The organism is Streptomyces phytophilus (assembly GCF_013870535.1).
Classification (GTDB): Bacteria; Actinomycetota; Actinomycetes; order Streptomycetales; family Streptomycetaceae; genus Streptomyces; species Streptomyces phytophilus.
Genome location: NZ_JACBXC010000284.1, coordinates 1 through 5,914, shown reverse-complemented (window position 1 = coordinate 5,914; position 5,914 = coordinate 1). Strand labels below are relative to the sequence as shown.

The 5,914-nt window shown below is 74.6% G+C and carries 6 protein-coding genes and 2 pseudogenes; 6 read left to right on the top strand and 2 right to left on the bottom strand.

Annotated features, from left to right (window positions below; translation table 11 throughout):
* From H5J30_RS36745 to H5J30_RS14940, 6 genes and pseudogenes are all read left to right on the top strand, one after another.
* Positions 1-151 (top strand): annotated as a pseudogene (locus H5J30_RS36745) (cobyrinate a,c-diamide synthase); the annotation flags it as partial.
* Positions 148-792: pseudogene (gene cobI, locus H5J30_RS14960) on the top strand (precorrin-2 C(20)-methyltransferase); the annotation flags it as partial. The pseudogenes H5J30_RS36745 and cobI, both read left to right, overlap by 4 nt.
* A gap of 5 nt (positions 793-797) precedes the next feature.
* Positions 798-2,216 (top strand): FAD-dependent monooxygenase, encoded by a 1,419-nt coding sequence (locus H5J30_RS14955; protein ID WP_309505536.1) that lies wholly within the window; start codon positions 798-800, stop codon positions 2,214-2,216.
* A gap of 318 nt (positions 2,217-2,534) precedes the next feature.
* Positions 2,535-3,110, top strand: a complete 576-nt coding sequence (locus H5J30_RS14950; RefSeq protein WP_027745030.1) for a TerD family protein — start codon at positions 2,535-2,537, stop codon at positions 3,108-3,110.
* Between the two features lie 284 nt (positions 3,111-3,394).
* A complete protein-coding gene (locus H5J30_RS14945) occupies positions 3,395-4,231 on the top strand; it encodes a J domain-containing protein (protein ID WP_181787924.1) in 837 nt (278 codons plus the stop codon).
* A gap of 58 nt (positions 4,232-4,289) precedes the next feature.
* Positions 4,290-4,634: a rhodanese-like domain-containing protein gene (locus H5J30_RS14940; RefSeq protein ID WP_181787923.1), complete on the top strand. Its 345-nt coding sequence runs from the start codon at positions 4,290-4,292 to the stop codon at positions 4,632-4,634.
* A gap of 52 nt (positions 4,635-4,686) precedes the next feature.
* Here the strand turns inward: H5J30_RS14940 and H5J30_RS14935 are convergent, their stop codons facing one another.
* Together H5J30_RS14935 and H5J30_RS36740 are read right to left on the bottom strand one after the other, a co-directional pair.
* Complete coding sequence (locus H5J30_RS14935; RefSeq protein WP_181787922.1) at positions 4,687-5,787, bottom strand: 2Fe-2S iron-sulfur cluster-binding protein; 1,101 nt, start codon at positions 5,785-5,787, stop codon at positions 4,687-4,689.
* On the bottom strand, positions 5,784-5,914 hold a 131-nt coding region (locus H5J30_RS36740), incomplete at its 5' end, for a PaaD-like zinc ribbon domain-containing protein (RefSeq protein ID WP_445194941.1). The genes H5J30_RS36740 and H5J30_RS14935, both read right to left, overlap by 4 nt.

The window sequence follows — 5,914 nt, the reverse complement described above, 5'->3', positions numbered from 1 at the left end:
CGGCGAGACGCCCGCATGGGGGATGACGCGGCCGGCGCGGCGCGTCGAAGGATTCGTACGGGGCGGTGTCCACGCCTCGTACCTGCACGTGCACTGGGCCGCCGCCCCCGCCATGGCGCGCCGGCTCGTCGAAGGGTGTGAAACGGCATGAGCATGCGACTCGTCGGCGTCGGGGTGGGCCCCGGCGACCCGGAGCTGGTCACGGTCAAGGGCGCGGGCGCGCTGCGGGCGGCGGCGGTAGTCGTCGTGCCCGTGATGGAGGGCGGCGGCACGGGACGCGCGGAGGCGACGGTCCTGCACTACGCCGACGAGGCGAAGGTCGTACGCGTCGTCTTCGCGCTCAACGAGCGCAGCGACGCCGCACGCCGCGAAGCGGCGTGGGACGCGGCGGGCGCCCGGGTCGCGGAACTGCTGCGCGAGCACCGCTCGGTGGCGTTCGCCACCCTCGGCGACCCCAACGTGTACTCGACCTTCACCTACCTCGCCGGGACCGTCACGGCCCTGCTTCCGGACGTACGGATCGAGAGCGTGCCGGGCATCACCGCGATGCAGGACCTGGCGGCGCGCGGCGGCACGGTGCTCGCGGAGGGCACGGAGCCGCTGACGCTGGTGCCGGTGACGGCGGGCACGGCGGTCCTCAAGGAGGCGCTGCGGGGGCCGGGGACGGTGGTGGCGTACAAGTTCGGCCGGCTGGCGGGCGAGGTCGCGGGGGTGCTCGCGGAGACGGGGCGGACGGAGGGGGCGGTGTGGGGATCGTCGCTGGGGCTGGCGGAGGAGTCGGTGCGGCCGGCGGTCTGGTGACCGCCTGCGAACTGCTGCGGCTCGGCCTGCCCGTACGGCTGCTGGAGGCCGACACCGAACCGCACACCGGCTCCCGGGCCGTCCTGCTCTGGCCGCCGACCCTCGACGTACTCGACGGGCTCGGCATGCTCGACGACGCGCTGGCGCGCGGCGTGCGGCCCGCCGCCCTCGCGTACCACATGCCCGACGGCAAGGCGCTCCGCGTCGCGCTGGGCAAGGCGAACGAACCGCTGGTGCTGCCGCAGCAGGAGACCACGCAACTGCTGCTGGGCGTCCTCGAAAAGCTCGGCGGCCGGGTCGAGTACGGGGTCCGCGTCACCGGCGTCGGCACCGCCGACGACACCGTCACCCTCACCACCGAGGGCCCCGACGGTGCGCGGGAGACCGTCACGGCGCCCTGGCTGATCGGCGCCGACGGCGTCGGCAGCACGGTGCGGCAGAAGCTCGGCATCCCGTTCGAGGGCGGCAGCGTACCGATGACGTTCCTGCTGGCCGAGGGGGAGGTGACCGGCGACTTCGGGCGCGACGCGGTGCAGTACTACCTCGGCCGCAAGGGCACCGTGCTGCTCTCCCCGCTGCCCGGCGGCCAGGTCCGCATCTCCGGCCCGGTCCCGCCCGACATGCCGATGACGCGGGAGGCGGTGCAGGAGATCCTCGACGAACGCGGCCCCGGCGGGCTGCGCTTCACCACCGCCACCACCGTCGACTCCTTCACCAGCCAGGAGCGGATCGCCCGGACCATGCGCTCCGGCAGGGTGTTCCTCGCCGGCGACGCCGCCCACGTCCACTCCGTCGTCGGCGGGCAGGGGCTCAACCTCGGCATCCAGGACGGCCGCAACCTGGCCTGGAAGCTGGCCGGCGTGATCCACGGCACCCTGTCCCCGGCGGTGCTCGACAGCTACACCACCGAGCGGCGCGCCGTCGCCGAGCAGGTCGTCCAGACGACGGGCCGCATGATCCGGCAGGCCGCCGCCGGTCCTGTCGCCGCCCGCGTACGCAACGGGGTGTGGGCCCTGATGCAGGCCACCGGCACGCTGCGCCGCTGGTACGCACCCATGCTGGCCGGCCGGCTGACCCGCTACCCCGACGTGCTCTTCGGCGCCCCCACGCCCAAGCCGCCCCGCGGCCTGCCGGCCCCCGGCAGCCGGACGCCCCTGTGGGTCCCGGCCGCCGGCGCCGGGCAGGACGGCTTCCGCCTCCTCACGCTGGGCCCCGGCGACGCCGCCGACCTGCGGCCCGCCGCCGAGCGGCTGGCCGGCGCCCACCCGGACGTGCTCGCGTACGCCCATGTCGCCCACCGCCGGACGGGTTGGCTGCTCCTGCGTCCGGACGGGTTCGTCGCGGCGTCCGGCAAGGGCGCGGCGCAGCTCGCCGGGGTGGAGGGGCTGCTGGCGCGCCTCGTCGCCGGGGGCTGACGGGACGGTTGGCGTCGTAAGACCGGAAAGCGCTGGTCAGCGAGCTATGAAACGATTGGGGCGCGGCACGGGTCCCGGCCGGGTGGCCGGGGTCGTGTTTCACGTGAAACGCCCGGACGGCGTAACGCGCCGCCCGGGGGGTTCCGGGGCGATCGGCGAAGGTGGTAGACCCGAGGACACGAGGTCCGATTCGTCGCCGTACGCTGACGGGAACCGGGGTCCCGGGGTGCTCGTTGCACCAGTGGGTGCCACGGTCAGCCGGGCCCAGCAATGTTCGTCAAGCGGCGCGGCCCGCGCCGGATTGGGGCAGGGTAATTCATGGGTGTCAGCCTCGCTAAGGGTGGAAACGTCTCGCTGACGAAGGAGGCGCCGGGGCTCACTGCCGTCGTCGTCGGCCTCGGTTGGGACGTGCGCTCCACTACCGGTGCCGACTTCGACCTCGACGCGAGCGCACTGCTGCTCGGCGCGGACGGGAAGGTATCCTCTGACCAGCACTTCATCTTCTTCAACAACCTCAAGAGCCCCGACGGCTCCGTCGAGCACACCGGTGACAACCTCACCGGTGAGGGCGAGGGTGACGACGAGCAGGTGAAGGTGAATCTCGCGGGCGTGCCCGCCGAGATCGAGAAGATCAGCTTCCCGGTGTCGATCTACGAAGCCGAGAGCCGCCAGCAGAGCTTCGGCCAGGTGCGGAACGCGTTCATCCGCGTCGTCAACCAGGCCGACAACAACGAGATCGCCCGCTACGACCTCAGCGAGGACGCCTCGACCGAGACCGCCATGGTCTTCGGCGAGCTGTACCGCAACGGGGCCGAGTGGAAGTTCCGCGCCGTGGGCCAGGGGTACGCCTCGGGGCTGCGCGGCATCGCGCAGGACTTCGGCGTCAACGTCTGAGCGCACGTCCGAGTCAACGTCCGAGCCGGTAACGGCTCTTGAGGCGGTGGATCCCCGGGCCCCCGGGCCCGTGGTCCTCCCGCCCCTGCCCGGTCGGCGGACCGGCGGCGGCCCAGCCGTCGCCGGTCTCGCCGTTTCCGGAGGCGGTGCCGGACCGGGGCCGGGCGTGTGTCGGGAGCGGTGCCGGGCGGGGCCCGCGGCGGTGGGGCGCGGTCCGTATGGGGCAGGCCACTCCTCGCGGAACTGGCCGTCCCGCCCCCCGGCCCACCCCGTACGCTGGCGGGGTGACGGAACCCGCGGAACCCGACGAGCAGACGCCCCCCGACGACGAGCACGCCCGCGCCGACAGCGGCGCCGAGCGGCTGGAGCGCGCCGTACGGGCCGCGGAGCAGGCCCTCATCGAGTTCGAGGTGGCCGTCGAGACGTTCCGTATCGAGGTCGACAACTTCTCCCGCCTCCACCACCAGCGCCTCGGCCCCATGTACAGCCGCCTCGACGAGCTGGACGCCCTCATCGCCGAGGCCCGCGCCGAGCAGACCGGGGACCCCGAGGACAAGCGCCGGGCCGACGAGGCGCGGGCGCTGGTCATGCCGATGCCCGGCGTCGAGGAGCTCTTCGGCGGCTGGCTCGATTCCGACGGGCTCTCGCCGGAGGCGGCCGACATGCTCACCGGCCGGCCGGTGTCGCCGCCGCCGCGGGTGCGGCCCAGCGAGGAGGCCCGCAAGCTCTACCGCGAGCTGGCCCGCATGGCGCACCCCGACCTCGCCCAGGAGGAGCACGAGTCGGACCGGCGCAGCGCCTTCATCGCCCGCGTGAACATCGCGTACGCCTCCGGGGACGTCGAGGCGCTGACCGCGCTCAAGGCGGAGTGGGAGGCCGGCCCCGCGCCCGAGGAGCCCCGGCGCAGCCGCACCGAGGAGCTGTACGCGCGGCTGGAGTGGCTGGCCCAGCGCAAGGAGCTGCTGGTGTCGGTCGCGAAGCAGCTGGAGGACGGCGCGATCGGCCAGATGCTGAAGCTGGCGCCCGGCGACCCGGACCGGCTGCTGGAGGAGATCGCCGAAGAGCTGCTGGCGCGGGTGGCGGAGAAGGAGACGACGCTCGCGGAACTGGCCCGCGGCTGACGCCGGGACGGGCGGCGGCGCCGGGCGCCGGGCGGCGGCGGTCCGGTAGCGTCGGGGCATGAGCTTTGGTCACGTACCCACGGTCGGCATCGACGAGCTGACGGACAGCGCCTTCCTGCTGGACGTCCGCGAGGACGACGAGTGGCAGGCCGGTCACGCCGAGGGCGCCCTGCATGTCCCGATGAGCCAGTTCGCCGCGCGCTACGGCGAGGTGACGGAGGCGGCGCCGCAGGACGGCCGGATCAACGTGATCTGCCGCTCCGGCGGGCGCTCGGCGCAGGTGGCGATGTACCTCGCGCAGCAGGGGATGGACGTCGTGAACGTCGCGGGTGGCATGGAGGCGTGGGCCGCCGCCGGCCGGCCGGTCGTGGACGACAAGGGCGCGCAGGGGCACGTGCTCTGACGCACGCCGCGTCCCGCCCGCCCCGAGTCGGGTCGGGTCGGGCCAGGCCGGGTCAGCGGTCGAAGTCCAGCTCGACCTGCTCCGTCACCGGGTGCGACTGGCACGCCAGCACATACCCGGCGGCCAGCTCGTCCGGCTCCAGCGCGTAGCTGCGGTCCATCCGGACCTCGCCGCGGACCAGGAACGCCCGGCACGTACCGCAGACGCCGCCTCTGCACGCGTACGGGGCGTCCGGGCGGGCCCGCAGCACCGCGTCGAGGAGCTTCTCGCCGGGGCGCAGCGGCCAACTCCCCGACCGGCCCGCGAGGGTGGCGGTCAGCGTGCTGTGCTCGGGTGCGTCGCCGGCGGCCGGCTCGGGCGCCGGGGCGTCGTCGACGTGGAAGATCTCCTCGTGGATCCGGCCGCGCGGCACGCCGAGCGCGCGCAGCCCCCGCTCCGCCTGCTGGATGAGCCCGAAGGGGCCGCACAGGAACCAGCCCGCGACCTCCGCCACCGGCAGCAGCGCGGGCAGCAGCTCCGCCAGCCGCGCCGCGTCCAGCCGCCCGGCGGTCAGCCCGGCCTGCTGCTCCTCGCGGCTGAGCGACTGCACGACCTGCAGCCGGTCGGGATAGCGGTCCTTGAGGTCCGCGACCTCCTCCAGGAACATCGCCGAGTCGGCGGACCGGTCGCTGCGGACGAGGCAGAAGCGGGCCCGCGGGTGGCGCCCCAGGAGGGTCGCGGCGATGGAGAGCACGGGCGTGATGCCGCTGCCGCCGACCACCGCGCCGTAGCGCCCGCCGGGAACGGGGGTGCCGCGCAGCCCGAAGCGGCCGGCGGGGGTGAGCACGGGCAGGGTCTCCCCCGGCGCGAGCCGCCTGTTGACGTACGGCGAGCAGGCGCCGTCGGCGACCTCGCGGACGCCGACGGTCAGCTCGGCGGGCTCCGGGTCCTCGGGGGAGCAGATCGAGTACGTCCGCCGGTCGCTCGCGCCGCCGTCGGTGCCGGTGGGGATCCGCAGGGCGAGGTGCTGCCCGGCCCGGAAGCCGTACGCGGCGCGCAGCTCGGGCGGGACGGCGAAGGTGACGGCGACGGCGTCGGGCGTGAGGCGGCGGATGTCGGCGACCTTGAGGTCGTGGAAGACGGCGTGCCCCCGGCGTGCGGCGGCGGAGGTCACGTCAGCTCCTTGAAGTGGTCGAAGGGCTCCAGGCAGGCGGTGCACCGCCGCAGGGCCTTGCAGGCGGTGGACGAGAACGGCGACAGCAACTCGGTCTCGGCGGACCCGCAGTGAGGACACCGCACGG

Excerpts from the sequence above, each read along its gene's own strand:
- H5J30_RS14950 (WP_027745030.1), top strand. The coding sequence starts at position 2,535 with ATGGGTGTCAGCCTCGCTAAGGGTGGAAACGTCTCGCTGACGAAGGAG.
- H5J30_RS14940 (WP_181787923.1), top strand. The coding sequence starts at position 4,290 with ATGAGCTTTGGTCACGTACCCACGGTCGGCATCGACGAGCTGACGGAC.